Source organism: Blattabacterium cuenoti (assembly GCF_014251235.1).
Classification (GTDB): Bacteria; Bacteroidota; Bacteroidia; order Flavobacteriales; family Blattabacteriaceae; genus Blattabacterium; species Blattabacterium cuenoti_AF.
Map to the genome: position 1 here is coordinate 402432 of NZ_CP059181.1, position 25881 is coordinate 428312.

Annotated in this window: 26 protein-coding genes and 1 other RNA gene; 11 read left to right on the top strand and 16 right to left on the bottom strand. The window is 24.9% G+C overall.

The features are described from left to right. Nucleotides 1-15: 15 nt before the first annotated feature. Nucleotides 16-399: a 30S ribosomal protein S9 gene (gene rpsI / locus H0H78_RS01950; RefSeq protein ID WP_185850824.1), complete on the bottom strand. Its 384-nt coding sequence runs from the start codon at nt 397-399 to the stop codon at nt 16-18. After that, nucleotides 396-854 carry a 50S ribosomal protein L13 gene (rplM, locus tag H0H78_RS01955; protein ID WP_185850825.1) on the bottom strand — a complete coding sequence of 153 codons (459 nt, stop codon included), beginning with the start codon at nt 852-854 and terminating at the stop codon, nt 396-398. The genes rpsI and rplM overlap by 4 nt, the downstream gene beginning before the upstream one ends. Nucleotides 855-1054: 200 nt before the next feature. Between rplM and dnaK the strand changes: the two genes are divergently transcribed. Further along, nucleotides 1055-2959, top strand: coding sequence for a molecular chaperone DnaK (dnaK, locus tag H0H78_RS01960; protein WP_185850826.1), 1905 nt, complete (start codon nt 1055-1057; stop codon nt 2957-2959). Between the two features lie 21 nt (nt 2960-2980). Here dnaK and H0H78_RS01965 read toward each other — a convergent pair whose 3' ends face one another. The 4 genes from H0H78_RS01965 to rsfS are packed head-to-tail and all read right to left on the bottom strand — an operon-like array spanning nt 2981 to nt 6803. Further along, entirely contained in the window at nt 2981-3637 is a 657-nt protein-coding gene (locus tag H0H78_RS01965) for a phosphatidylserine decarboxylase family protein (RefSeq protein WP_185850827.1), read from the bottom strand. A gap of 33 nt (nt 3638-3670) precedes the next feature. After that, on the bottom strand, nt 3671-4480 hold the full coding sequence (locus tag H0H78_RS01970) for a phosphatidate cytidylyltransferase (protein ID WP_185850828.1): 810 nt from the start codon (nt 4478-4480) through the stop codon (nt 3671-3673). A 16-nt stretch (nt 4481-4496) separates the two neighbouring features. Then, nucleotides 4497-6452 carry an ATP-dependent zinc metalloprotease FtsH gene (gene ftsH, locus H0H78_RS01975; protein ID WP_185850829.1) on the bottom strand — a complete coding sequence of 652 codons (1956 nt, stop codon included), beginning with the start codon at nt 6450-6452 and terminating at the stop codon, nt 4497-4499. Nucleotides 6453-6470: 18 nt separating this feature from the next. Beyond that, a complete protein-coding gene (rsfS, locus tag H0H78_RS01980; RefSeq protein WP_185850830.1) occupies nt 6471-6803 on the bottom strand; it encodes a ribosome silencing factor in 333 nt (110 codons plus the stop codon). A gap of 104 nt (nt 6804-6907) precedes the next feature. Between rsfS and H0H78_RS01985 the strand changes: the two genes are divergently transcribed. Further along, nucleotides 6908-7684, top strand: a complete 777-nt coding sequence (locus tag H0H78_RS01985; RefSeq protein WP_185850831.1) for a biotin--[acetyl-CoA-carboxylase] ligase — start codon at nt 6908-6910, stop codon at nt 7682-7684. A gap of 14 nt (nt 7685-7698) precedes the next feature. Here the strand turns inward: H0H78_RS01985 and yidC are convergent, their stop codons facing one another. Beyond that, nucleotides 7699-9420: a membrane protein insertase YidC gene (gene yidC, locus H0H78_RS01990; protein WP_185850832.1), complete on the bottom strand. Its 1722-nt coding sequence runs from the start codon at nt 9418-9420 to the stop codon at nt 7699-7701. After that, nucleotides 9410-11035, bottom strand: coding sequence for a CTP synthase (locus H0H78_RS01995; RefSeq protein ID WP_185850833.1), 1626 nt, complete (start codon nt 11033-11035; stop codon nt 9410-9412). The genes yidC and H0H78_RS01995 overlap by 11 nt, the downstream gene beginning before the upstream one ends. 100 nt (nt 11036-11135) lie before the next feature. On the opposite strand from H0H78_RS01995, the gene ffs reads away from it, so the two are divergent. Then, an RNA gene (gene ffs, locus H0H78_RS02000) (signal recognition particle sRNA small type) lies at nt 11136-11236 on the top strand. Nucleotides 11237-11275: 39 nt separating this feature from the next. After that, a complete protein-coding gene (gene clpX / locus H0H78_RS02005) occupies nt 11276-12487 on the top strand; it encodes an ATP-dependent Clp protease ATP-binding subunit ClpX (protein WP_185850834.1) in 1212 nt (403 codons plus the stop codon). Here the strand turns inward: clpX and obgE are convergent. From obgE to lpdA, 3 genes are all read right to left on the bottom strand, one after another. Beyond that, nucleotides 12484-13488 (bottom strand): GTPase ObgE, encoded by a 1005-nt coding sequence (obgE, locus tag H0H78_RS02010; RefSeq protein WP_185850835.1) that lies wholly within the window; start codon nt 13486-13488, stop codon nt 12484-12486. The two genes, clpX and obgE, sit on opposite strands and share 4 nt — an antisense overlap. After that, a complete protein-coding gene (locus H0H78_RS02015; protein WP_185850836.1) occupies nt 13488-14075 on the bottom strand; it encodes an adenylate kinase family protein in 588 nt (195 codons plus the stop codon). The genes obgE and H0H78_RS02015 overlap by 1 nt, the downstream gene beginning before the upstream one ends. Nucleotides 14076-14144: 69 nt before the next feature. After that, on the bottom strand, nt 14145-15536 hold the full coding sequence (gene lpdA, locus H0H78_RS02020; RefSeq protein WP_185850837.1) for a dihydrolipoyl dehydrogenase: 1392 nt from the start codon (nt 15534-15536) through the stop codon (nt 14145-14147). A 116-nt stretch (nt 15537-15652) separates the two neighbouring features. On the opposite strand from lpdA, the gene fsa reads away from it, so the two are divergent. Beyond that, a complete protein-coding gene (gene fsa / locus H0H78_RS02025; protein WP_185850838.1) occupies nt 15653-16321 on the top strand; it encodes a fructose-6-phosphate aldolase in 669 nt (222 codons plus the stop codon). On the opposite strand, the gene H0H78_RS02030 is transcribed toward fsa, so the two are convergent. From H0H78_RS02030 to H0H78_RS02050, 5 genes are all read right to left on the bottom strand, one after another. Next, nucleotides 16318-16629: a hypothetical protein gene (locus tag H0H78_RS02030; protein WP_185850839.1), complete on the bottom strand. Its 312-nt coding sequence runs from the start codon at nt 16627-16629 to the stop codon at nt 16318-16320. The two genes, fsa and H0H78_RS02030, sit on opposite strands and share 4 nt — an antisense overlap. Continuing rightward, nucleotides 16626-17309 carry an outer membrane protein assembly factor BamD gene (locus H0H78_RS02035; RefSeq protein WP_185850840.1) on the bottom strand — a complete coding sequence of 228 codons (684 nt, stop codon included), beginning with the start codon at nt 17307-17309 and terminating at the stop codon, nt 16626-16628. Before H0H78_RS02035 ends, H0H78_RS02030 begins: the two co-directional genes overlap by 4 nt. Nucleotides 17310-17326: 17 nt before the next feature. Continuing rightward, nucleotides 17327-17854 (bottom strand): ferritin, encoded by a 528-nt coding sequence (locus H0H78_RS02040; protein WP_185850841.1) that lies wholly within the window; start codon nt 17852-17854, stop codon nt 17327-17329. A 24-nt stretch (nt 17855-17878) separates the two neighbouring features. Continuing rightward, nucleotides 17879-18760, bottom strand: coding sequence for a 4-hydroxy-tetrahydrodipicolinate synthase (gene dapA, locus H0H78_RS02045; RefSeq protein ID WP_185850842.1), 882 nt, complete (start codon nt 18758-18760; stop codon nt 17879-17881). Nucleotides 18761-18883: 123 nt separating this feature from the next. Further along, nucleotides 18884-19159, bottom strand: coding sequence for an RNA recognition motif domain-containing protein (locus tag H0H78_RS02050; protein ID WP_185850843.1), 276 nt, complete (start codon nt 19157-19159; stop codon nt 18884-18886). 253 nt (nt 19160-19412) lie between these two features. On the opposite strand from H0H78_RS02050, the gene pncB reads away from it, so the two are divergent. From pncB to groL, 6 genes are all read left to right on the top strand, one after another. Continuing rightward, nucleotides 19413-20588 carry a nicotinate phosphoribosyltransferase gene (pncB, locus tag H0H78_RS02055; RefSeq protein ID WP_185851275.1) on the top strand — a complete coding sequence of 392 codons (1176 nt, stop codon included), beginning with the start codon at nt 19413-19415 and terminating at the stop codon, nt 20586-20588. 105 nt (nt 20589-20693) lie between these two features. Continuing rightward, a complete protein-coding gene (gene miaB, locus H0H78_RS02060) occupies nt 20694-22109 on the top strand; it encodes a tRNA (N6-isopentenyl adenosine(37)-C2)-methylthiotransferase MiaB (protein ID WP_185850844.1) in 1416 nt (471 codons plus the stop codon). 8 nt (nt 22110-22117) lie between these two features. Further along, complete coding sequence (locus tag H0H78_RS02065) at nt 22118-23425, top strand: sigma 54-interacting transcriptional regulator (RefSeq protein WP_185850845.1); 1308 nt, start codon at nt 22118-22120, stop codon at nt 23423-23425. A 67-nt stretch (nt 23426-23492) separates the two neighbouring features. Next, nucleotides 23493-23729 carry a preprotein translocase subunit SecG gene (secG, locus tag H0H78_RS02070; protein ID WP_185850846.1) on the top strand — a complete coding sequence of 79 codons (237 nt, stop codon included), beginning with the start codon at nt 23493-23495 and terminating at the stop codon, nt 23727-23729. A gap of 116 nt (nt 23730-23845) precedes the next feature. Beyond that, complete coding sequence (locus tag H0H78_RS02075; RefSeq protein ID WP_185850847.1) at nt 23846-24124, top strand: co-chaperone GroES; 279 nt, start codon at nt 23846-23848, stop codon at nt 24122-24124. Between the two features lie 60 nt (nt 24125-24184). Beyond that, complete coding sequence (gene groL / locus H0H78_RS02080) at nt 24185-25825, top strand: chaperonin GroEL (protein WP_185850848.1); 1641 nt, start codon at nt 24185-24187, stop codon at nt 25823-25825. Nucleotides 25826-25881: the final 56 nt, after the last annotated feature.

Below are 25881 nucleotides of genomic sequence, written 5' to 3' on the forward strand. Positions count from 1 at the left end.
TATAAAAACAATTTTTTAACGTTTTGAAAACTGAAATTTTTTTCTCGCTTTTTTTTGCCCGAATTTTTTTCTTTCTACTTCTCTAGAATCACGAGTTAATAAACCCTCAGCTTTTAATATTTTTCTATGATTTAAATGTATCAAACAAAGAACACGGGAAATAGCTAAACAAATGGCTTCAGCTTGACCATTGAAACCTCCTCCACAAACTTTAATTTTTATATCAAAATTTTGATTTCCTATTTTCTTTAAAGGATATAAAATTTTTAAATGAAGATTTTGAGGAAAATATTGTTCATAACTCTTAGAGTTTATTGTGATTGACAATTTTTCACTAGATTGTAAATACACGCGAGCAAGAGATCTTTTCCTCCTTCCTACGGAATGATGAACTGTCATATAGTATTATTATAATTTTTTAATAAAACAGGATTTTGAGCATTATGCTTATGATCTTTTCCTTTATAAATACGTAATTTTTTTATCATTTTTTTTCCTAAACGATTTTTAGGAAGCATACCTTTAACTGCTTTATATATTAAAATTCTCGAATCCTTTTTAAAAAGATCTTTCACTGTAGTTATTCTTTTTCCCCCTGGATAACCAGTATAACGAATATATTTCTTTTTTAACCATTTTTTTCCAGTCAATTGAATTTGATCAGAATTAATTACAATTATATAATCTCCACAATCAAAATTAGGAGAAAAAAAAGGTTTATCTTTTCCTTTTATTCTAAATGCTATTTCTGAAGAAAAACGACCAAGTTTTTGATGATTTGCATCCATAATGATCCATTTTTTCTTGTGAAAAAAATTCTTTCCAGAGTCAGTTTTAAAACTTAACGGGTCCATGTTCTTTTTCTATTTCTTTTTTTATTATTAACCTAATATAAGAATTTTTAAAAAAAAATTCCTAAATAAGGAATGACTTTTTGTCATAAAAAAACTAAACATTTCAATTTAAATAAGTTTATTTTTGTCTACTAAATATAATAACTTCATTATGGCATAATGATTGGAGAATTCTTCATAATTAAAAAAAGTAATAAATAATGAGTAGTAAAATTATAGGAATAGATTTAGGAACAACAAATTCTTGTGTTTCCGTTATGGAGATAAATGATCCTGTGGTTATACCAAATTCAGAAGGAAAAAGAACGACCCCGTCTATAGTTGCTTTTGTAAGTGGAGGAGAAAGAAAAATAGGAGATCCTGCTAAAAGACAGGCTGTGACTAATCCACAAAAAACTATTTTTTCAATCAAACGTTTTATGGGAAGAATGTATTCTGAAGTAACTGAAGAATTAAAAAATATTCCATATAAAATTGTGAAAGGTGGAAATAATACACCTCGTGTTGATATAGAAAATAGATTATATGCTCCACAAGAAATATCTGCTATGATACTTCAAAAAATGAAAAAAACTGCGGAAGATTATCTAGGAGAAGAATTGAAAAGAGCAGTTATTACTGTTCCCGCTTATTTTAATGATGCTCAAAGACAAGCAACAAAAGAAGCTGGAGAAATAGCAGGATTAAAAGTGGAAAGAATTATTAACGAGCCTACTGCTGCGGCATTGGCCTATGGTTTAGATAAAAGTAAACAAAACAAAAAAATTGCAGTCTATGATTTAGGAGGAGGAACGTTTGATGTTTCAATATTAGAATTAGGAGATGGAGTATTCGAAGTCCTTTCAACTAATGGTGATACTCATTTGGGTGGAGATGACTTTGATCAAGTAATAATAGATTATCTCGCAAACGAATTTTCTTCTAGAGAAAATATAGATCTAAGAAAAGATCCTATGGCTTTACAACGTTTAAAAGAAGCAGCAGAAAAAGCTAAAATTGAATTATCTTCTTCTACTCAAACAGAAATAAATTTACCATATATAACAGCTACAGAATCTGGACCTAAGCATTTAGTTTTATCATTAACTCGTTCAAAATTCGAACAAATTTCTGAAAAATTAATACAAAGATCTGTTAATCCATGTTCTAAAGCGTTAAAAGATGCAAATTTATCTACTAAAGATATAGACGAAGTCATTTTAGTAGGTGGATCTACTAGAATTCCAAGAGTACAGAAAAGTGTAGAAAATTTTTTTCAAAAAAAACCATCTAAAGGTGTTAATCCTGATGAAGTTGTTGCTATTGGAGCTGCTATACAGGGTGGAGTTTTAACTGGAGATGTTCAAAATGTTTTATTATTAGATGTTACTCCTTTATCATTAGGTATTGAAACATTAGGAGGAGTTTTTACAAAACTTATAGAATCAAATACTACCATTCCTACTAAAAAATCAGAAACCTTTTCTACAGCTTCAGATAACCAATCAGCAGTAACCATAAGAGTAGGACAAGGTGAACGATCTATGTTTAATGATAATAAAGAAATAGGTAGATTTGACTTAGTAGATATCCCTCCTGCACCTAGAGGTATTCCTCAAATAGAGGTTAGTTTCGATATTGATGCAAATGGTATACTTAACGTTTCAGCAAAAGATAAAGGGACTGGAAAAGAACAGTCTATACGTATTGAAACATCATCAGGCTTAAATAAAGATGAAATAGAAAAAATGAAGAGAGAAGCAAAAGAAAACGCTCAAAAAGATGAAAAAACAAAAGGAGAAATAGAGAAATTAAATTCAGCAGATAATCAAATATTTCAAACAGAAAAACAACTAAAAGATTATGAAAATAAATTGTCCGAAGACAATAAAAAAAAGATTACACAATTCTTGGAAGAATTAAAAGAAGCCTATTCTAAAAAAGATTTTGAAAAAATAGATCTTTCTATAAAAAATTTAAACGAAATTTGGACAAAAGTGTTACAAGAAATATATGAATCTTCTAAGAACAAAAATGAAAACAAAAATGAGGAAAAAAAAGAAAAAAAAGATAAACAAAGTAGTAATGAAAATGTACAAGATGTAGATTATGAAGAAGTAAAATAAATATATTAGGGACGAAAATTTTTATGGAATAAAAGATATTACAGTTTTTCCAGCAATAACTTTTTCTCCCTTTTTCACAAAAAAAGTAGTATTCAATGGTAAATAAAGATCTATTCTAGATCCAAATTTAATAAATCCAAATTCTTCTCCTTTTTCTGCTAAATCATTCTTTTTAGAATATAGAATTATACGACGAGCTATAATTCCTGCAATTTGTCTAAATAAAATTTTTTTTTTCGTTTTTGTTTCAACAACTACTGTTGTTCTTTCGTTATTTAGTGAATTTTTATGATCCCATGCAAACCAATATTTACCAGGATGATATTTAACATAAATTACTTTTCCAGAAACAGGGAATCTGTTTACATGAACATCAAACGGGGACATAAAAATAGAAATGCACCAACTATTTCTTTTTAAAAATTCATTTTCATAGATTTTTTTTATTATTATTACTTTTCCATCAGCAGGAGAAATAATCTCTTTATCATTATTTGTTTTTAAAACTGTTCTTTTTGGATTTCTAAAAAAAAAAAGAAAAAAACAGTATAACATGATTGAAAAAAAAGAAATAATAAAACTTATTTTTTTTTGGAAAAAAAATAAGGAAATAAAAATACATATTAATATGAAAACTAACGTATAAATTAAAAAAAAGTAACCTTCTTTATGAATCATAAATTTTTATATTTATACTTAAAATTTTTTTTCTTATAAAGAATAAATTAGAATAATTATAAACATGATAGGAATAACAAATATAAGACTATCTAATCTATCTAAGAAACCACCATGTCCAGGAAACCATATTCCAGAACCAGAATTTTTTACATCGTAAGATCTTTTAATGTATGATTCTACAAGATCTCCTATAGTAGAAAAAATAGGAATAATAAAAGAAAAAAAACACCAGTATTTTTTATCCCATATTTTATATAGAAAAATTCCAAAAATTAAACAAAAAAATAAACCTCCAAAAAATCCTTCCAAAGATTTTTCGGGAGATATAAAACTAGCTATTTTTCTTTTTCCAAATTTTTTTCCTATTAAATAGGATAAAGTATCATGAATCCATATCAAAATAAATATACCTAAAATTAAATTTTTTCCACTATTAACAGTTTTATAAATATAAAAAGTTAAAAAAAAAGGTAATACAATATAAACTAAACCAAAAATTAAATTACTTATTTGCATTATATTTTCCTTTTTTGGAAGCGTTTTTTGATAAAAAATCTGTATTCCAAGAAAAAATATAGGAGAAAAAATAAAACTTATAACATAAGGTAATGTCTCCTCTTTCATTTCCATAAAAAAATCAAAAAATATTGATAATAAAAAAAATAGTGAAATTATTTTTATAAAAAAAGACTTTGTTTTTGAAATAACCAAAAATTCATAAAGACAAAAAAAAGATAGAATCATCATTAAAATTCTAAAATATTTTTCTCCTTTTTCTATAGAAAATAAAATTAAAAAAATATAAATAAATCCAGTAAAAAATCTTATAAAAAAATTCATTATTTCTTATAATATATCAAGATAATGCATGATGATTAATTGTTAGTATATCTTCAATATCATCAGAAAAAGGTCTTTTTCCAAAAATTTTTTTCAAATCTTCTCTAAATATAACCTCCTTGTCTAACAATTGATTAGCTAACATTGATAATTTATCTTTATTCTTTTTCAATAAATTTTTAGCTCTCTGATATTCTTCTTCTATAATTTTAGATACCTCTTCGTCTATAATTTGCGCTGTTCTTTCACTATAAGGTTTTGTAAAAGAAAATTCATTTTGACCAGCAGAATCATAATAAGAAATATTTCCAATTTTGTTATTCAATCCAAAAATAACGACCATAGATTGTGCTTGTTTAGTTACTCTTTCTAAATCATTTAAAGCCCCAGTAGATATACTATTGAAAATAATCTCTTCTGCAGATCTTCCTGCTAATAAGGCACATATTTCATCCTTCATTTGTTCTAAAGTAGTTAATTGTCTTTCTTCTGGTAAATACCATGCAGAACCCAAAGATTTTCCTCTTGGAACTATCGTCACTTTTACTAAAGGAGCTGCATGTTCTAATAACCAACTTATAGTAGCATGTCCTGCTTCATGATATGCTATCCTTTTTTTTTCATTTGGTTTAATTATTTTACTCTTTTTTTCCAATCCTCCTATAATTCGATCTATAGCGTCTAAAAAATCCTGATGGTATATTTTAGGTCTATTTTTTCTAGCAGCAATGAGAGCAGATTCGTTACAGATATTAGCAATATCTGCTCCACTAAAACCTGGAGTTTGTCTAGCTAAAAAATCAATATCAACTTTATCTGATAAAATTAAATTTTTTAGGTGAACACGGAATATTTCTTTTCTTTCATTTAATTCAGGTGGATCTACTATTATAGTACGATCAAATCGTCCTGGACGAAGTAATGCTTTATCTAAAATATCAGATCTGTTAGTAGCAGCTAAAACAATAACGTTAGTATGGGTTCCAAAACCATCCATTTCTGTAAGTAATTGATTTAATGTATTCTCTCTTTCATCATTAGATCCTGCTATACTGCTTTTTCCCCTAGCTCTTCCAATGGCATCAATTTCATCTATAAATATCATACATGGAGATTTTTCTTTAGCTTTTTCGAATAAATCTCTAACTCTAGAGGCTCCTACACCTACAAACATTTCTACAAAATCCGATCCAGATAGAGAAAAAAAAGGAACTCTTGCCTCACCAGCAACTGCTTTTGCTAATAGAGTTTTACCAGTTCCGGGTGGTCCTATTAAAAGAGCCCCTTTTGGAATTTTACCTCCTAATTTAGTATATTTTTGAGGACTCTTTAAAAACTCAACAATTTCTTGAACTTCTTCTTTAGCCCCTTCTAAACCAGCTACATCTTTAAATGTTATTTTCACATTATCATTTTCATCAAATAATTTAGCTCTCGATTTTCCAATATTGAATATTTGTCCTCCTGCTCCTCCTCCAGCTGCTCCTATTTTACGAAATATAAACATCCAAAAAAGAACAAATAATATTAAAAATATACCATAATCAAAAAAAAATTTAGTAAGAGTATATTCTTGCTGATTTTTAAAATCAATCAGAGTGTCTAATTTGTATTTATTTTTATATTCTTCAAATTTTTTTTGAAAGAATTGCAAATCACCTATTTCAAATTCATATTGTAAAGGATTTGTTATAAATTTATAACTGTTATTATTTTTTAGTGAATAATTTGAATTTAAAAAATTATTAGAAGATAAAAATTCTTTTTTTAAATAAACATATACAATTTCTCTGTGTTTGACTATAATTTTCTGAACTTCTCCTTTTACTAATATTTTGAAAAAAGTATCTTGATCTATTTTTCTAGGGTTAGAAAAAGAAGTTTTAAAAAAAAATATACCTAAAAATATAGCTAATATAACTGCATATATCCAAAAAAAGTTATTTTTATTTTTTACTTTTTTATCTATCATAAGATTGTCTTCATTGTTTTAAATATAAACCGTTCCATTTTTTTTCCAAATTTGTTCTATATTGTAATAATTTCTTGCTTTTTTCTGAAAAATATGAACAACAATAGAAACGTAGTCCATTAATATCCATTCTCCATTTTTTAAACCTTCAACATGCCATGGTTTTTCTTTTAACTCTTCTATTGTTATTTCTTGTATAGATCTAAATATAGCATGAACTTGGTTTTTAGTAGATCCACTACAAACTACAAAATAATCACAAACAAAATTATCTCTTTCTTTTAAGTTAAAGATAGAAATTTCTTTACCTTGAACTATTTCAATTCCTTCTATGATTTTTTGCAATAACAAAATGGGTTTGTTTATTTAATAAAATTTTATTTAATTTAATTTCGAAAACAAAAATAAGGTTTTCACATTATTTAAGGAAGTTAAATGTTTTAAAACAAAAAAAATTGAAAAATTTCATTTGGCCAATATATTTAATCTTTATAAAAAAAGTTGATTCTACAAATAAATACCTGAAAAAAAATAAATCAATTTATTATAACAAAGATTGGATTATTGTTTGGTCTAAAAATCAAACAAAAGGAAGAGGAGTAGGAAAAAATAACTGGATATCAGAAAAAGAAAAAAATTTAACTTTTAGCATTTTTATAAAATCTATTACTCTAGATACTAAAAAAGCGTATATAATTAATTTACTTATAAGCAATGCTATTCATAAAATATTGTTTTTTCATTATAAAATGTTAGTTTGGATAAAATGGCCTAATGATATTATCCTCATGAATAAAAAAATTGGTGGTATTTTAATTGAAAATGAAATTTTTTTCAAAAAAATAAAGAAGATTATTGTAGGAATAGGTTTAAACGTAAATCAAACAAATTTTGATATTCAAACTAATATTTCTTCTATGAAACAAATTTATAATAATCATTTTCATTTAGATAAATTATTATATGAAATAATCTATTCTATTCAAAATGAATGTTTTCTTTTTACAAGCTATGGAGAATCATTTATAAGAAAATATTATATAAAATTTTTATACAGAAAAAATAAAAAAACTCGTTTTTTTATTTTCAATAATTCCAATTGTGAAATAAAAGGATTTACTGATGGAATCATACGAAATATTACAAATGAGGGACATTTAATTGTTGAATTATTATACAACAAGAAAAAAATATCTTTTTTTTCTCAAAAAGAAATAAAAACTTTTTTTTGAAAAAAAAATCAACATTAATTACGTTTTTGTCTTTCCTGAATTTTTTGACGAATTTTATTTTCATTCAACATGTATTTTTTTATAAAAAAAATTAATCCAATATTAATAACATTAGATGTAAAATAATAAAGTGAAAGTCCAGATGCATAGCTGTTTATAAACAATAACATAACTACAGGCATGAAATATAATAAAAAATCCATATTAGAGATATCTTCACTGTAATTATTTTTTTCATTGTTACTTAATTTAGTATAAACTAAAAGAGCTATTGAATATAATAAAGTAAGAAGACTTACATGATTTCCATAAAATGGAATAAAAAATGGTAATTCTAAAATTGAGTCATAAGATGTCAAATCTTTAACCCATAGAAAATGTTTTCCTCTAAGATTTATCAAAGTAGGAAAAAATTTAAATAAAGAATAAAAAATAGGGATTTGAAAAATAGCTGAAAAACATCCAGACATAGGATTGATTCCTGCTTTTTTATACAATTTTATTATTTCTCTTTGTTTTATTAATGTATCATAATTTTTGAATTTATTATTTATATTATCTATTTCTGGACGTATAAATTTCATCATAGCACTTAACTTATATTGTTTATAAGTTATGGGTGATAAAATCAATTTAACTACAATAGTCATCAGAATAATGATTATTCCATAATTTAAATTTGTTTTTTCTAAAAAAGAGAAAATTAACAAAAAAAAATATTTATTTATCCATTTTAAAAAACCCCAACCAAATGGAATAATGTTTTCTATTTTTTGATCATATTTTTTTAGAAAAGAAAAATCCAATGGACCAAAATATAATCGAAATAAAATTTTTATTTCCTTATTCTTTTTTATTTTGAAAAGAAATTTTGATTTAACTTTTTTTAAAAATGGTCCAGAAAGGAAATTCTCAGAACGAACAAAAGAATGATCAAATGGTTTTTTAAAGATAAATATAGATGCGAAAAATTGTTGTTTATTAGCTAACCAATTTAAATCAGTTATTTTTTTCTCTTCTTCCTCTTTTTCAGATAAGTATTTAATTTTTCTATTTTCATTATTATTTATAGTAGAATAATAAACTTGTGTATAAGAATTTTCCCATTTTTTATCCTTTTCTAAAGAAAAAATCTTCTGTTCTAAATTTATTGATGCTTCCTCACCTATTTTAAAAGAAGAAGATAAATTAATTGTACGGATCTGAAAATCTAAATCATATTGATTCTTCGATTTTAAAATATAAATATGTTCTATAAAACCATTATTATAAGGATTTTTAGCCCTCATAACAAGAATTGTAAAGTTTTTTTCGTTTTTAAAAAAAAAAGGATAAAATAATAGAGAATTTGTATGTATTAATTTTTCATTTCCTTTTTTATTCGAAAAAGGAAAAGCCATGTTGTATAAAAAACTAGAATCTTTTATTAGATAAAGATTTTTTTTATGAACTAAATAATTAGCATCGTATGCCTTATATTTTTTTAAAAAGACTTCACTAATAGATCCTCCTAAACTAGTGACCTTTAATCTTAAAACTTTATTTTCTAAAATAAAATCTTTTGTTTTACTATTTCTATTGTTAGAATTTTTTAAAAAAAAAGTTTCTATCTTTTTTTTTTTTACATATTTTTTATTTTCAATATTTTCCTTATTGAAATAAGTAAAAAATATTAAGATAGATAAAATAAGAAACAAACCAATTATAGAATTATAATCTAAATTTCTAACCTTCATACATAATACTTTTTCTATAATTTTTAGACGCTTTTACAAAATTCTTGAATAAAGGATGTGGTTTTGTAATTGTACTACTATATTCAGGGTGATATTGAACTCCTAAGAAAAAAATATGATTTTTTAACTCTATTGCTTCTACCAATCCTGTCTCATTATTAATTCCTACTGATTCCATTCCAGATTTAGAAAAAAGATGTATATAATCATTATTAAATTCATATCTATGACGGTGTCTTTCTAAAATTTCTTTCTTTCCATAGATAGAAAATATCTTAGAATTTTTTATTAAAGAACATTTCCATTCTCCTAAACGCATAGTTCCACCCTTTCTAGTTAAATTTTTTTGTTTTTTCATCAGATTGATAACAGGATAAATAGTATTAGGATTCATTTCAATGCTATCCGCTTCTTTTATATTTAAAACATTTCTAGCAAATTCTATTAATGCTATTTGCATTCCTAAACATATTCCTAAAAAAGGAATTTGATTTTCTCTTGCATATTTTGTGGCAAGAATTTTACCTTCTATTCCTCTACTACCAAATCCAGGAGCAATCAGTATTCCAGATATTTTATCAAAATATTTGTTTACATTTTTTTCTTTGATCATTCCAGAATAAATCCACCTAATATTAATACGAACTTCATTTTCTGTTCCTCCATGAATTAATGCTTCTTCTATAGATTTATAAGAATCACGTAAAGAAATATATTTACCTACTAAAGCTATATTTATCTTATACTTAGGATTTTTGTATCTATTTATAAAAACATTCCATTTATCTAACTTTGGAGAGGTGGAAGTTGATAACTTTAAACAATTCAATACTACTTTATCAAAATTTTGCTTGTATAAGAGAAATGGAAGATCATAAATCATTTTAGTATCAATAGATTCTATAACATGTTCAGATTCTATATTACAAAATAATGCTAATTTATCACGTATATTTTTGGTTATATGTTTTTCTGTTCTACAAACTAAAATATCAGCTTGAATTCCTTTTTCCATTAAATTTCTTACAGAATATTGTGTAGGTTTTGTTTTTATTTCCCCTGTAACTGATATATATGGCAATAAAGTTAAATGAATAACAAGACTATTAAATCTTCCCAAATTCCATTTTAGTTGACGTACAGTTTCTATATAAGGTAAACTTTCTATATCACCAACTGTCCCTCCTATTTCTATAATAACAATATCATAATTTTTTTTTTCGATAAGTTTTTTAATACATTTTTTAATTTCATCTGTAATATGTGGTATAACCTGTACCGTTTTACCTAAATAGACACCTTTCCTTTCATTGTCTATGACTGTTTTATATATCAACCCAGATGTAACATTATTATCTTTAGTCATTGATTGATCTAAAAATCTTTCATAATATCCTAAATCTAAATCTGTTTCATAACCATCTTTTGTAACAAAACATTCCCCATGTTCATAAGGATTTAAAGTTCCAGAATCAATATTAAAATAAGGATCTAATTTTTGTATCGTTATCTTATAACCTCTTTTTTTTAATAACATTCCTAAAGAAGCAGATATAATACCTTTACCTAATGATGAGGTAACACCTCCTGTGACAAAAATGTATTTTGTTCCCAAAATCTAGAAATATAATTTTTATTTTTTCAATTGTATTTAAGAAGTCTTTACTAATCTAAAAAAATGAATTTAAATTTTTTTTTTATATTTGCCAAACAAGGAGCAAGTTCTACACAATCAGCTCCCTATGAATCCTCCAGGGTGGGAACACAGCAAAGGTTATTAGGTTGTAGCGATGTGATGTAGAATCGCTTGCTTCTTAATAATAAAACTTCTTATTCAGAAACCATAAAAAAAATTATGGAAAATTCATTAATCTGCAATTTCTGCGGTAAAAAAAAAGATGAAATTACTTTTATTATATCAGGTATTAATGGTCATATTTGCAATTTTTGTATAGAAAAGACTTATTCTATTATTCATAAAAATTTTTCTGCAAAAAAAGAAAATAAAAATGAAAATAACGAAAAAATAGAAATTAAAAAACCTAAAGAAATAAAAAAATTTTTAGATGAATATCTAATAGGACAAGAAGATACAAAAAAAATTATTTCTGTAGCTGTTTATAATCATTATAAACGTATTTTTTTTGAAAAAAAAAAGAAAAATGAAAAAGATAAACATGATGTAGAGATAGAAAAATCTAATATATTATTAATAGGAAATACAGGTACAGGAAAAACATTACTTGCAAAAAGTATATCTAAACTTTTAAAAGTTCCTTTTACAATAGCAGATGCTACTTCATTAACAGAAGCAGGTTACGTTGGAGAAGATGTAGAATCTATTTTAACAAGATTATTACAATCTGCTAATTACAATGTAAATTATGCTGAAAAAGGAATAGTATTTATAGATGAAATTGATAAAATCTCAAGGAAAAAAGGAAATCCATCTATTACAAGAGATGTGTCCGGAGAAGGGGTACAACAAGCTTTACTTAAAATATTAGAAGGTTCTAATATCAATGTTCCTCCTCAAGGAGGAAGAAAACATCCAGATCAAAAAATGATACAAATGAATACAAATAATATTTTATTTATAGCTGGAGGAACTTTTGATGGCATAGAAGATATTTTATATGATAGAATACACAAAATATCTATAGGATTTTTTTCGAATAGAAATGAAAATAAAAATATGATAAAAAATATCATGGCTCATGACTTAAAATCATTTGGATTAATACCTGAACTTATAGGTAGATTTCCTATCATTACATATTTGAATCCATTAAATAAAGATTTATTAAAAAGAGTTTTATTAGAGCCTAAAAATGCTTTAATAAAACAATATCAAAAATTATTTGAAATGGAGAACATATCTTTAAATTTAACAGGAGATGCTGCAGATGTAATAGTCGACCATACAATAAAATTAGGCTTAGGAGCTAGAGGTTTACGTTTTTTTTGTGAAAAAATATTTTTAGATTATTTTTTTAACATCAATAAAAAAACTAAAAAAACAAAACTAAATATAGATAAAGATATAGTTGTAAAAAAATTATCTTAATTTGAATTATTCAAATTAATTTGATTCCACAATTCTTTTTTTAAACTAAAAATTCCATTATTTTTAATAGATGAAATGAAAAAAATTTTTTCTCCAAAAAAATCTTTTTCAATCACTTTTTTTTCTTTTTCTTTTGTTTCATGTTCTATTAAATCTGATTTTGAAATAACTAGTATACGTTTTTTTTTTAATAATATTGGATTAAATTTTTCTAATTCTTTTAATAATATAGAGTACTCTTTTTTCTTGTTTCTTGTTTCTGAAGAAATCAAAAATAATAAAATAGAATTTCGTTCTATATGTTTTAAAAAAAAAAGGCCCAAGCCTTTTCCTTCTGATGCATCTTCTATAATACCAGGTATATCTGCAACAATAAATTTATTATAACCAAATTCAACTATTCCCAAATTTGGAATAATAGTAGTGAAAGGATAATTTCCTATTTTTGGTTTAGATTTTGTTATTTTAGATAGTAAAGTAGATTTTCCAGCATTAGGAAATCCAATAATACCAACATCTGCCAATATTTTTAATTCTAATAAAAACCAGTTGCCTTTAGTTTTTATTCCCGATTGAGAATAGTAAGGAGATCTCCATGTAGAACTTCTAAAAAAAGAATTACCTCTTCCACCTTTTCCTCCTTCTAACAATATTTTTTCTTGAAAATTTTTTTCAATTTCAATCAGAATATTTTTATTTTCATCTTTTATTATAGTGCCTATAGGTACTTCTATAAGTAAATTTTTACCATTAGCTCCGGTTGAATTATTTTTTTTACCTGTAAATCCAGTTTTTGCTACCCAATATCTATTATATTTTAAATGAATAAATGTTTGAATACGAGAATTTCCTCTTATAATAATATCTCCACCTTTTCCTCCAGAACCTCCATCTGGTTTTCCTTTTATTATATATTTTTCCCTATGAAAATGAATACATCCTTTACCTCCATCTCCACTTTTACAATAGATTTTTATAGAATCTATAAAATTTTTTTTCATTAAAAATATTTTATTCTTTTTAAGATATTTTTCTCTATAAAAAAAGATATATTATTAATAGATAAAGAAGCTTGTATGTTCACAATATATTTTTTCCATTTTTCATTATTCCAAATGTATTCTGTGTTATTTTTATATTCTTCAATTCTTTTGTAAATAGTTAAAATATTGTTATCATCATCACGATCACTTATTTTTCCTCTTTTTATCAATCTATCTATTAGTAATTTTTCTCTTATAAAAAAAGAAAAAATTATATTTATATTTCCTAAATAAAGATTCTTCAATATTTCTTCTAAAAAGAAAATTTGATTTTTTGTTCTAGGATATCCATCGTAAATAATTCCATCTGAAAAAACATTTTTTTCAATTTCTATTTTCACTAGATTTTTAGTTATATAATCAGGAACTAATTTTCCTTCTTTGAGAAAAGAAAAAATTTTTTTTCCAAAATCTGTTTTAAACTTGATATGTTTTCTAAATATTTTTCCAGTAGATAAATGATACCATCCAAATTTTTTAGATAATATACGGGCTTGAGTTCCTTTTCCACATCCTGGTGGTCCAAATAATATGATATGTATCATAAATAAATAAGTGTAAGACTGTAATGAAACAAAAAAGTTAGAAAGTTCTTTTTTAACTTATATTATATTTTATAAATGGATCGCTCTTCCATAAGCATTTGAAATAGATTCTATTATACATTCACTTAATGAAGGATGTGGGTGAATACAATTTATAATTTCATAGTTGGTAGATTCTAAATTTCTGGCAACAACTACCTCTGAAATAAGATCCGTCACATTATATCCTATCATATGACAACCTAACCATTCATCATACTTATCGTCAAATATGACTTTAACAAATCCTTCTGTTTTTTCATTACAAACAGATTTTCCGATAGCGCTAAAAGGAAATTTACCTACTCTTATTTGATAACCTTTTTCTATTGCTTCTTTTTCTGTATAACCAACTGATGCTATTTCAGGATAACAATAAACACACTTAGGTATATTATTATAATCTATTTTTTGTGTATTTAAACCTTTTATATTTTCTACACAAGTTATAGCTTCACGTGAAGCTACATGAGCCAAGGATGGACCTTCTATTACATCTCCAATAGCATAATATCCATCTATATTCGTTTTATATTTTTCATCTACAATAATAAAACCTTTTTCATTAGTGTGAATTCCTATATTTTTCAATCCTAAAAATTTAGTATTTGGAATTACTCCAGTAGCATAAAATATTATATCCGCTTTCTCCTTTAATAGAAAATTCGGTGTTTGAACATCTGCTGTTATAACTCCTTGATTGTTTTTTATTATTTTTTTAATAAAGGAAGAAACATAACATTCTATTCCCATTTGATTAAAATATGTCTTTATAGAATCAGATATTTCTTGATCTCCACTTGGAAAAATACGAGAATTTTTTTCTATAAGAATGACTTTTACTCCCATAGAATGATAAAAATAGGAAAATTCCAACCCTACGGAACCAGAACCAACAATAATTATTTTTTTAGGCAAAAAAGATAGATTTAATGCTTCCTTATATCCTATTATTTTTTTATTCAATTCTTGAAACTTTTTTTTTCTAGGAATAGAACCTGTAGCTATAATTATATATGTAGATATATATTCTTTTATTTTATTTCCATTTTGATAAATTTCAACAATTTTTCCTTTTTTTAGTCTTGCAATACCATAAACAATATGTATTTGATTTTTTTTCATTAAAAATGATATTCCATTCCTCATTTTTTTTACTACATCTCTGCTTTTAGAAAGAATTTTAGAATAATCTAGATTAATAGGATCATGTAATCCAAATAAATCCTTATTTTCTTTTATATTCTGTAATATTTGAGCACTTCTCAAAAGAGATTTTGTAGGAATGCAACCCCAATTTAAACATACTCCACCAAGAGATTCCTTCTCAATCATCGCTACTTTCATACCCAATTGTGCTGCACGAATAGAAGCAACGTAACCTCCTGGTCCACTTCCTAAAACAATAACATCAAAATGCATAATTTTTTATTCATAATATGCCATGGATAAATTTACAGTATTTTTTTAATAAAGATAAATTTCCATAAATTTGTATTTTATTATGTTTCAATTCCAATTAATTTAATTATTAAATTATGAAATTTTTTATAGATACAGCTAATGTAGAAGAAATAAGAAAGGCTAAAAATTTAGGAGTACTTGATGGTGTTACAACTAATCCTTCCTTATTATCTAAAGAGAATCTTTCAATAAAAGAAATTGACAATCATTATTTATCTATTTGCAAAATTTTAGAAGAAACAGGAAAAAAAGGAGATATTAGTGCAGAAATAATTAGTTCAAATTATGAAGATATAATTCAAGAAGGTGAAAAATTATCTTCTATACATCCAAAAATAGTAGTCAAAATACCTATTTCTAAAAATGGATTAAAAGCTATTCAATATTTCTCAAAAAAAAATATTAAAACAAATTGTACTCTTGTTTTTTCTTCTGGACAAGCTCTTTTAGCAGCAAAAGCAGGATCTAATTATGTTTCTCCATTTATAGGAAGAATAGATGATTTATCATCTAATGGTTTAACTTTAATCAAGGAAATAAAAGATATATATGATACTTTTCATTTCAAATCTAAAATTATAGGAGCATCTATACGTAATACATTACACATTATTGAATGTGCTAAAATAGGAATATACGCTGTTACCTCTCCTCTAAAAATAATAGAAACTCTTTTATATCATCCTTTAACAAACAAAGGATTAGAAAAATTTTTAAAAGATTATAAAGAAAAAATTTATTAACGTATTTTTAGTTTTCCATCTAACAAATATTGAATTGCTATGGATGTTGATTTTGGCAATTTTTCATAAAATTTCGATAAATCTATTTGTTCTTTATTTTCAATAATTTCTTCTAAATTATTTTTAGATAATACATAAAATTCCTCTAATTTTTTATCTAAATCTTCTTTAAGATTTTTATTTAGTTTCTGACTAACTCTATCTAAAATACAAATAGTTTCATATATATTTTTACCGGATTTTTTTTCTAATTTTGAACGATCAATAGTTATTGTATTTATTGGAGCATGAAAATCTTTTAAATTCATAATCTTATTAATTTTTTATAATACATTTGTAACTCTTTTATTCTAGAATTTGAATTAGGATATAATTTTACATATTCATTATATGAATCAAAAAAAGTTGATGCTTTCTCTTTGTTATCTGCCATTTTATATTTTATTACACAAATTTTATATAAAACTTTTTCTTTAAAAATACTATCTGGATATCTTTTTATGAAATCTTGAAAATAAATTAAAGAAGATTTATATTTTTGCATAAGAAAATAGGAATTTGCTATATAAAAATCTTTTTTTTCTAATTTTTTCATTAAAATATCTAGAATATTTTTTGCTTCTTTTATTTTTTCATGATTAGGATATCTTTGAATAAATGTTTTTAACAAATCAATTGCTACAAGTGTTTTTTTTTGATCTAAGTTAAAATCTAAAGATTTAATAAATTCATCTACTGCATGTTTAAACAAACGATTTTCATCAGAAAACATTTCTACAGAATTAGAAGTAAATTTTTTAAATTTCAAATTTTCAAAAAATCTTCTCAGGATAACGATTTCATATTTAGAAAAATGAATTTTTAAAGAATTCCACCATTTTTTAGGAAAAAAAAAAGAAAAAATATCATCTGATTTAAAAGAATGTGAATCTCCAGAACATCCAATCGTTATTAATAATAATAAGAAAAAAATAATTTTTTTTTTCATGATTTATAATATTTTTTTTACTTGATAATTTTAATTTTTCTAACATCCAAATCAAATAAATATAAACCGATTTTATCTTCTCCTATAAAAGAAATTTTATCCAATAAAATTTTTGTAATTGATTCTTCTTCAATTTGTTCCTCAACAAACCATTGTAAAAAATTATAAGTAAAATAATCTTTTTCTTTCAAGGTTAAATTAATTAAAAAATTAATTTCTTTCGATATTTTTTTTTCATGTTCAAACAAAATTTGAAATAAATCTCTTAAAGAAGATTCATTTTTTAAAAAAAAAGTTGATTCTTTTTCAACTCTATTTTCTTTAAAATTTAAAAAAGAATAAACACCTCTTTTATTTATATATCTTATTATTTTTAACATATGCTTTCTCTCTTCATCAGAATGATCATACAAAAAATTATAAATACCTTCCAAATGACCATATTTACATTCTACCAAAGATCCCATAGATAAATATAATTCAGAAGATTCTGATTCTCTATATAATTGTTTATATAAACTTTCTTGTATTTTTTTGCTAAACATAAATTTATTATTCATTTTTATTACTTAAGATTTCTCGTATGTGTTCAATCTTTCTAACATTCTTTTTCTCAAAAAAGAAGATCCATTTAATAATGGAAGTCTAACATATGAAGAACATAAGTTTTTAATATTTAATAGTGTTTTAATACCTGTTGGATTTCCTTCTTCGTAAATAAGTTCAATTATTTCCATTATTTTGTAAAATAAATTAAAAGCTTCTTTCGCTTTGTTTTTCATAGAGTATGAAATCATTTGTGATACTTCACATGGTAAAGCTTGAGCTATTACGGAAATAACTCCTTCTCCTCCTCCTAATATTATAGGGACAGAAATAAAGTCATCTCCAGATATTAAAAGAAAACTCTTAGGTTTTTTTTCAATAATTTTATAAGATTGTAAGATATTTCCAGAAGCTTCTTTAATTCCTATTATTTTTTTAAAATCATTAGCTAATCGAAGGACTGTATCTGGAAGAATATTAGAACCTGTTCTTTTAGGAACGTTATAAATAATAATTTTAGCATCTGTATGATTAATAATAGATTTAAAATGTTGGTAAATTCCTTCTTGAGTTGGTCTACTATAATATGGAGTAACGGAAAGGATTGCATAAAAATCAGATAAATCAACATCTCTTATTTCTTGAATAATATTACTTGTATTATTTCCTCCAATTCCTAAAACTAACGGTAATTGTTTTTGGTTAATACTTTTAATATATTCAATGATATCTTTTTTTTCTTTTTTATCCAAAGTTGATGTTTCTCCTGTAGTTCCCATAATAACTAAATAATCAACCTTGTTTATTACATATTTAACTACTTTTTCAATTCCTTTGAAATCTACATTTCCATCTTTTTTAAAAGGAGTAACCAACGCTACACCTGTTCCATACAATTTTTTCATGGTATAATAAAATATGTCATATTTATTTTTTCACTTATTTATATTTATTATTCATTTTTTAAAAAAAAAATAACAGATGTAGACGTCTGGATAACGTTTTTTATTTCTCAAATAAAATGAGAATTAAAAATCTTTTTTGGCTCTTGGTCTTGCGACAGAAACAATAATATTACGTCCCATAAATTCTTTTCCATTTAATTTTTCTATAGCTTTTTTTGCACTTTCTTCGCTAGACATCTCTATAAAACCAAATCCTTTACTTCTTTTTCTATTAGAACTTGTTTCATCAAAGATGATTTTTGTATGTAATACTTCTCCTATAGATTCAAAATACTTTTGTAATTCTTGTTCTTTTACTTCATAAGATAAATTGCCAACGTATAATTTCGTATTGTCCATATTAATTAAAAATAAATTGTTTGGTAAACAAATTTAGATAAATATTTTTTCTAAAAAAGAAAAAATCTTCTACAAAAAGAAATTATAATAAAAATGAACAATACTTCTAAAATTGTATCTTTTCTTTACTTAACCTAAAATAATTCATTAAAACTGTTAAATATTTTATCTTATAAAACAAAAAAAATGAGGAATGTTTTTTCATTAAAAACAGAAAATGATTTTTTAAATAAAAATTTTTTAATGAATGAAAATGAAAGGATTATCAATAATATCATCATTGTTAGATAATGATTTTTATAAATTCACAATGCAAAATGCAATAATAAAATTATTTCCTTATGCAAAAGCTAGATATGAATTTATCAATAGAGGAAAACATTCCTTTCCAAAAAATTTTTCAGAAAAATTAAAAGAATGTTTAAAACAGATGTCCTATCTAAGACTATCAAATGAGGAAAAAAATTTTTTAGAGAAATCTTGTCCATATTTTGATTATGAATATTTAAATTTTCTAAAAAATTATCAATATAATCCAAAAGAAGTCTGTATAACACAATATGGAGAAAATATAAAAATTTATATAGAAGGATTATGGAACCGTATTATATTATGGGAAGTTCCATTAATGGCTGTAATATCTGAATTATATTACAAATTGACAGGAGCTGAACCTATATCAGATAAAAAAATAATTCTTTTAACAAAAGAAAAACTGAACAGATATAAGAAATTAAATGTTAAAATTGGAGAATATGGAACCAGAAGAAGATTTTCTTACAAAATACAAAAATTAGTTGTTAAAGTTTTAAAAAAAGGAGGAGGTTCTCTTTTTATGGGAACTAGCAATGTTCACTTATCCAATTTTTTTTCTACAAAACCACTTGGAACACATGGACATGAATGGATAATGTTTCATGCGGCAAAATATGGATTTAGTATAGCAGATAGAATTGCTATGGAAAACTGGTTAAATGTATATAGAAATAATATAGGAGTTGCCTTATCTGATACTTATACTTCTTCTATTTTCTTTCAAAATTTTAATCAGAAATTATCCAATATTTTTAACGGAATACGACATGATAGCGGTGATCCTATTTTGTTTATAAAAAAAACAATAGATCATTATAAAAAATTTAAGATAAATCCTTTAAAAAAAGAAATTATATTTTCTGATAATTTAAATCCAAATAAAGTAGCATATATATCATCTTTTTGTAAAAAGAAAATAAATCCTATTTTCGGAATAGGTACAAATTTTACAAATGATGTAGGTGTTCCTTCTATGAATATTGTGATTAAAATGGTAAAAGCTACTCCAAAAAAAGATTGGGTATCTGTTGTAAAACTTTCTAATGTAAACGAAAAATCAACAGGAGACAAAAATATGATTTTTTTAGCTAAAAAAATCTTACACCTATTCTAAATTATAGAAAATAAATAAAGTAGTTAAACTAATAACAATTTATTTTTATAATTTTATCTTATCTTAAAGGTCGTATTATTTATCTTAAATTTAATATTTAATGATATGGATAAAGATAAACCTTCTTTTTATATAGAAAGTTATGGATGTCAAATGAATATTTCTGATAGTGAAATCGTTGTTTCTATTTTACTAGAAAAAGGATATTCTTTAACATACGACTTGAAAAAAGCTCATTTAATTTTGTTAAATACTTGTTCAATACGAAAAAAAGCTTTTTTAACTATAAAAAATAGATTAGAAAATCTAAAATATTTAAAAATAAAAAACAAACAATTCCCATTGTTTGGAATTTTAGGATGTATATCTAAAACAACAGAAAAATCTTTTTTAGATAAAATTGATTTTTTTGTTGACCCTGATGATTATAGAAATATTTCAAACGTGATTGATTCGGTAATTAATAAAGGGTCAAAATCATATATTCCTTCTTTTTCTTTTAAAAAAAATTATAAAGATGAAACCTATGAAGGAATAGAACCTTATTTCCCTTTTAAAAAAAAACAAAGTAAAGTAACAAGTTTTCTAAGCATAACTAGAGGTTGTGATAATATGTGTACATTTTGTATTGTTCCATTTACAAGAGGAAGAGAAAGAAGTAAAAGTCCTTCTTATATAATTGAGGAATGTCAAAAACTATATGAACAAGGATATAAAGAAATAACCCTTTTGGGACAAAATGTGGATTCATATCTTTGGTTTGGTGGTAGATTAAAAAAAGAAATAAAAAATAGTAAAAAGATAGAAAAAAAAATAATAGATTTCTCCAATCTTTTAGACCTTATAGCTAAGGAATTTCCATCCATGAGGATTAGATTTTCTACTTCTAATCCTCAAGATATGTCTTATGAAGTTATAGAGATAATGTCTAAGCATTCAAATATTTGTAAACATATTCATTTACCAGTTCAATCTGGAAGCAATAAAATACTTAAAATAATGAATAGAAAATATACCCGTGAAATATATATTTCGTTAATAAAAAGAATTAGATCTATAATACCAGAATGTTCTATCTCCCATGATATTATGGCAGGTTTTTGTCACGAAACGGAAGAAGATCATCAAGAAACTTTAAGTTTAATGAATGAAGTTAAATATAATTATGGTTATATGTTTAGTTACTCACCTAGACCAGGTACTTTTTCTTATAAAAAATTAAAAGATACTGTTCCAATAAGAGTGAAGAAAAGAAGGTTAAAAGAAATTATTGAGTTACAAAAAACTCATTCCATTTTTCATATGAAAAAATTTTTAGGAAAAACAGAAAAAGTATTAATCGAAGGTGAATCCAAAAAAAATCATAACAATTGGTATGGAAGAAATACACAAAATATAGTTGTTGTATTTCCAAAAAAAAATACAAAAATAGGAGAAACGATTCTTATTAAAATAATTAATTTTTCATCTGCAACCCTAATAGGAAAAATAGAAAATAAACATTCTAATTGTTCCAATTAAATACATACATGGATAAATTTATTCAGAATATAAAACAAAAATTTAATATCATAGGAAATGATCATTCTTTACAAAGAACCATAGAAAAATCTATTCAAGTGGCTCCTAGTGATATTTCTGTCTTGGTTCTTGGTGAAAGCGGTGTAGGAAAAGAAATTATTCCAAAAATAATTCATCAATTTTCTTTCAGAAAACATAATTCATTTATAGCTGTCAATTGTGGAGCAATTCCAGAAGGAACTATTGATAGTGAGCTTTTTGGTCATGAAAAAGGTTCTTTTACCGGTGCTATAAATATGAGAAAAGGCTATTTTGAAGAAGCAAATGGAGGTACTATTTTTTTAGATGAAGTAGGAGAATTACCCATAACAACTCAAGTTCGTCTCCTTAGAATTTTAGAATCAGGTGAGTTTATAAAAGTTGGATCTTCTCATGTTCAAAAAACTAACATACGTGTTGTTGCTGCAACTAATTTAAATATGATAGAATCTATACGAAAAGGGAAATTTAGGGAAGATTTGTATTACCGTTTAAACACAGTACAAATAAACATACCACCTTTACGATTTCGGAAAAATGATATTGAACCATTATTTAAAAAATTTTCTAATGATTTTTCCGAAAAATATAAAATTCCTCCAATTAAACTTACTGAAAAATCTTTAAGATACTTAGAAGATTATCCTTGGCCAGGAAATATAAGACAATTGAAAAATTTAATTGAACAAATTTCTATAATAGAAAAAAAAAGAGAAATATCTATTGATAAATTGAAAGAATATATTCCAGAAAATTCTCCTTCTTTATCTTTTCCATCATCAAACAACGAACGTATTTTTCAAGATTTTTCATCCGAAAGAGATTTTCTGTATAAAGTTTTATTTGATATGAAAAAAAATTTCAATAATCTAAAAAGTTTAATATTTCAATTTATCAAAAATAAAAATAACGAAAACAATAATTTTATAAAAAAAAATCAAAAAATTATAGAAAAAGTTTTCGGAAAAATAATAAACTCTTCTGATAATTCTTCTTCTGTAGAATCCACTATAATGGAAGATCCTATTTTTAGATTAGAGCATTCATCTTCAGATCTTACTACTAATTCTCAAGAACAAGAAGAAGATCTAGATTATGAAGAGATAGAGGAAGATTCTTATAAAAATGAATCAAAAAATTTTTCTTTACAAAAAAAAGAAATAGAATTTATTCAAAAATCTTTGAAAAAAAATAATGGAAAAAGAAAAAAAACGGCTAAAGAATTAGGTATATCAGAAAGAACCTTATATAGAAAAATTAAACAGTATGGCTTATAAAATTTTTTTTCATCTAATAGATTAAAATTATTTTATAAATTATCTAATAATTAAATAAATATTTATTATGAAATTATCCATATTTATTATAGGTTTTTTTATTATTTTAACTTGTTTTTTTCTTATCACAATAATTTTGATACAAAATCCAAAACAAGGATTTATTTCTCAATCTTTTATGGAAGATAATTTCAGATTTTTTGGAGTCAAAAGAACTAATATTCTTCTAAAAAGAATAACTTGGTTATCATCAATAATGATATTATTTCTCATTTTACTCTTCAATTTAATATTAAAACATTAAATATGCCATTATGGCATTTAATCACTTAATATATGTAATTAACATACCAAATTTTTTATTTGGCATGTTTTTGGCTTTTAACGATTAATATCGTTAACCTTAAAAAATTATTAGATATGGTGGAAGTAAAAATTAAACCATTAGCAGATCGAGTTCTTATACAACCTGATCCAGCTGAAACAAAAACAGAATCAGGTATTATTATTCCAGATACAGCAAAGGAAAAACCACAAAAAGGAAAAGTAATAGCCATTGGAAATGGTAAAAAAAATGAACCTATGATTTTAAAAAAAGGAGATAGAGTTTTATATGGTAAATATTCAGGAACTGAATTAAAATGGGAGGGAGAAGAATATCTCGTTATGAGAGAATCTGATGTTATAGCTATTATTTGATTATAAAGGGTGTATCTTGTAAATAAATCATCCATTTAAATAAAAAAAATATAAAAAATTATGGCAAAAGATATTAAATTTGATATTGAAGCAAGAGATAAATTGAAAAAAGGAGTGGATGCATTAGCTAATGCAGTAAAAGTTACCTTAGGACCAAAAGGTCGTAATGTTGTTTTACAAAAGTCTTTTGGAGGCCCTCAAGTAACTAAAGATGGAGTATCAGTAGCTAAAGAAATAGAATTAGAAGATTCTATAGAAAATTTAGGAGCTCAAATGGTTAAAGAAGTAGCTTCTAAAACTAACGATGTAGCAGGTGATGGTACTACAACAGCAACAGTTTTAGCTCAAGCTATTGTTAGAGAAGGTTTAAAAAATGTTGCTGCTGGAGCGAACCCTATGGATTTAAAAAGAGGAATAGACAAAGCTTTAGAAGTAGTCATTTTGGATCTTAAAAAACAATCTAGAGAAGTAGGAGGAAATACTGAAAAAATAAAACAGGTTGCTTCCATTTCCGCTAATAATGATGAAAAAACAGGAGCATTAATAGCAGATGCTTTTGAAAAAGTAGGAAAAGAAGGAGTGATTACTGTGGAAGAAGCTAAAGGAACAGATACGTCAGTAGACGTAGTTGAAGGCATGCAATTTGATAGAGGATATCAATCTCCTTATTTTGTAACAAATACTGAAAAAATGATAACAGAATTTGATCAACCTCAGATTCTATTATCTGATAAAAAAATAGCAGCAATGAAAGACTTGCTTCCTATTTTAGAACCTGTTGCTCAATCTGGAAAACCTCTTTTAATTATTTCTGAAGAAGTAGAAGGAGAAGCTTTAGCTACTCTTGTAGTCAATAAAATACGTGGAACAATCAAAGTCGCAGCTATAAAAGCTCCTGGATTTGGAGATAGAAGAAAAGCTATGTTAGAAGATATAGCAATTCTTACAGGAGGGACGGTCATTTCAGAGGAAACAGGAAGTAAATTAGAAGATGTTAAACTTCATATGTTAGGAAAAGCAGAAAGAGTAATTATAGATAAAGATAATACTACTATTGTTAATGGAGGAGGAAGTAAAAAAGACATAAGAACTCGTGTGGATCAAATTAAAGCACAAATAGAAACAACTACATCCGATTATGATAAAGAAAAATTGCAAGAACGTCTTGCTAAATTAGCTGGAGGAGTAGCTGTTCTTTATGTAGGAGCTGCATCTGAAGTTGAAATGAAAGAAAAAAAAGACCGTGTAGACGATGCTTTAAACGCTACTCGTGCAGCAGTGGAAGAAGGAATTGTTGCCGGTGGTGGTGTAGCTTTAGTTCGAGCTGTAAAATCTTTAGACCATATTATAGGAGATAATTCTGATCAAGATACAGGTATACAAATAGTAAGAAGATCACTTGAGGAACCTTTACGTCAAATTGTAGCAAACGCAGGAGGAGAAGGATCTGTTGTTGTCGCTAAAGTTGCAGAAGGAAAAGGTGATTTTGGATATGATGCAAAAATAGGGGAATATAAAAATATGATAGTTGAAGGAATCATAGACCCTACTAAAGTAGCTAGAGTTGCGTTAGAAAATGCAGCTTCAGTATCAGGAATGTTGCTTACAACAGAATGTGTTGTTACAGAAATAAAAAAAGATGAACCAAATACACCTCCAATGCCTGGACCAGGTGGTGGAGGAATGGGAGGAATGATGTAGTATTTCCCTTATAATAAAAAAAAATAGTGTCATAAACAGACACTATTTTTTTTTAT